A 2215-nucleotide genomic window follows, 5' to 3' on the forward strand; every position below is an offset into this window, starting at 1 on the left:
TCAAGGCGGAGAAAGCCCGCCTGGAAGCCGACCTCGCGAAGGCTCGCACGGTCATCGAGGTCCAGGGAAAACTCTCCGCGCTGCTCGACCAGTTCGCCACGGACAGCGCCCCGACCCGGAACGGCGAGAAGAACCAGTGACCGAAGCCCAGCTCGCGGCCGTGGCGTTCAACACCGCCCGCGACCAGGCCCTTGAAGAGCTCACCGGGCTGGTCGGACGCGTCCAGGCATGCGCCGCTCTCGGCGTGAGCCGTGCCACCTACTACCGCCAACACCGCCGAAGCCCCGCCCCGGCCAAGCCGCGGCCAGAACGGCGCCGTCACGCCCGCGCTCTCACACCCGAGGAGGAGATACGGGTCCTCGACGTGCTCCATTCCCCGGAGTTCGCCGACATGGCGCCCGCCGAGATCTACGCGGTGCTCCTGGACCGGGGTGTCTACCTGTGCTCGGAGTCGACGATGTACCGGCTCCTGCGACGGCACGGCGAGGTCCGTTAACGCCGCCGCCAGGCCGTCCACCCACCCCGGACCGTTCCCGAGCTGGTCGCCGAGGGCCCGAACCGGGTATGGAGTTGGGACATCACGAAGCTGAAGGGGCCGGTCAAGGGCGTCTACTACTGCCTCTACACGATCATCGACATCTTCAGCCGCTACACGGTCGGCTGGATGATCGCCGCCCACGAGAACAAGGACCTCGCCGAGCGGTTCCTGTCCGAGTCGATCGCCAAGTACGGTATCGAACCAGGGCAGTTGACGATCCACTCGGACCGCGGGTCCCCGATGGTCGCGCACCACGTTGCCCAGATGATGGCCGGTCTCGGCGTCACCAAGTCGCATTCGCGGCCGAAGACGTCGAACGACAACCCGTACAGCGAGAGCCAGTACAAGACCCTGAAATACCGGCACGACTTTCCCGAGCGTTTCGGATCCCTCGAGGATGCCCGGGCGTGGTGCACCCAGTTCTTCACCTGGTACAACGAGGAGCATCGGCACTCCGGGATCGGCCTGCACACGCCCTACGACGTGCACTTCGGTCTCGCCGAGCAGCTCCGCGAGATGCGTGCCGACGTCCTCCAGTCGGTCTACGCGAAGCACCCCGAACGCTTCGTCCGCAAACCACCCGAGCCTCCCAAGCTCCCCGCAGCGGCCTGGATCAACCAGCCGGCACCAGACGGCCCGCTGATCCCAGCACAGCGTTAGAACGATCTACCTGCCTTGATCGCTTTGACAGGTTCCGACTGATACTCCCACCGCTGACCAGAAGTTCGCGGCTTTGCTCATCGAGTACTACGCCTATGGCTTGACGCAGGCCCGCCGCAGCTTCAGTGTGAGTCTGTCGTGTTCCGTGCTGGGTGGGCTGGTCCTCATAGCCGGTGTTGCCCTGGCCATCTTCAATGCGAACACCTCTGGCGCGCAGTACGCCTCCGTGGTGGCGAGCGTGGCCGGTTTCCTCACCGCAGCCATCGGCAGTCTCTTCCACCGTCGTGCCGACTTGGCACTCAAGCACATGGAGTCGCAGACCCAGTCGCTGCGCCAAGATATGAAGGTGGAGCGAGACGCAGGCGAGGCAATCCGCCTGCTGAGAGAGGTCACGGACAGTGGGCTGAAGGCCCACCTCCAGGCTGCGTTGATCCTCAAATTCTCCGCTGCGGAGCTTCCCGCGCTGGATGGCGTGCTGAAGTCGGCCGCTTCATCCTCACCTCCTCACATCAACGGCGGAGTCCCGGCACAACAGGGGGAGAGCCGGGCTTCATAGATGTGCACGTCTGTTCGCCTCTTCACCCGTCAGCTCTGGCCCTCCGAGGCTCAGGTTCTTCGGAGCTGTCGCCGCACAGGAGCGAAGTAGGGTAATCATCCCGGCCACCGCCCCGGCCATGCGGGGCGAGGAGATCGCATGCCACAACCGTGCCAGATGCAGCGGTCAGTCACGGTCAATGACGGTGCTCCGAGTCCAACTGCCAGGTACGTCACCAGATATCGAAGCTCCAGCTCAGCGGCGCTGCTCCCCACCCTCTCTCCTAAAGCGGGTGTCGCAGGTTCGAATCCTGCCGGGGGCACCATGTCTGACCAGGCACGGAGCATCAGAAAGGCCCCTCGGAAATGATCTCCGAGGGGCTTTTTGAGGCTCTTCTGCTTGATGTGTGGGTCAGTCTGAGGCGAGTTGGCGTCCTGGCAGTGTTGGGCGGTCGCCTCCGAGGGTGAGCATGACGAGGGCGA

The 2215-nt window shown here is 64.7% G+C and carries 1 protein-coding gene and 1 pseudogene; both read left to right on the plus strand.

The genetic code is table 11. The features are described 5' to 3' along the window. Positions 1-208: 208 nt before the first annotated feature. A pseudogene (locus AB0N14_RS39855) lies at positions 209-1198 on the plus strand (IS3 family transposase). A gap of 73 nt (positions 1199-1271) precedes the next feature. Beyond that, complete coding sequence (locus AB0N14_RS39860; RefSeq protein WP_366030572.1) at positions 1272-1754, plus strand: hypothetical protein; 483 nt, start codon at positions 1272-1274, stop codon at positions 1752-1754. The last annotated feature ends 461 nt before the right edge of the window (positions 1755-2215 follow it).

The organism is Streptomyces sp. NPDC051104, assembly GCF_040682835.1.
Taxonomy (GTDB): Bacteria; Actinomycetota; Actinomycetes; order Streptomycetales; family Streptomycetaceae; genus Streptomyces; species Streptomyces cynarae.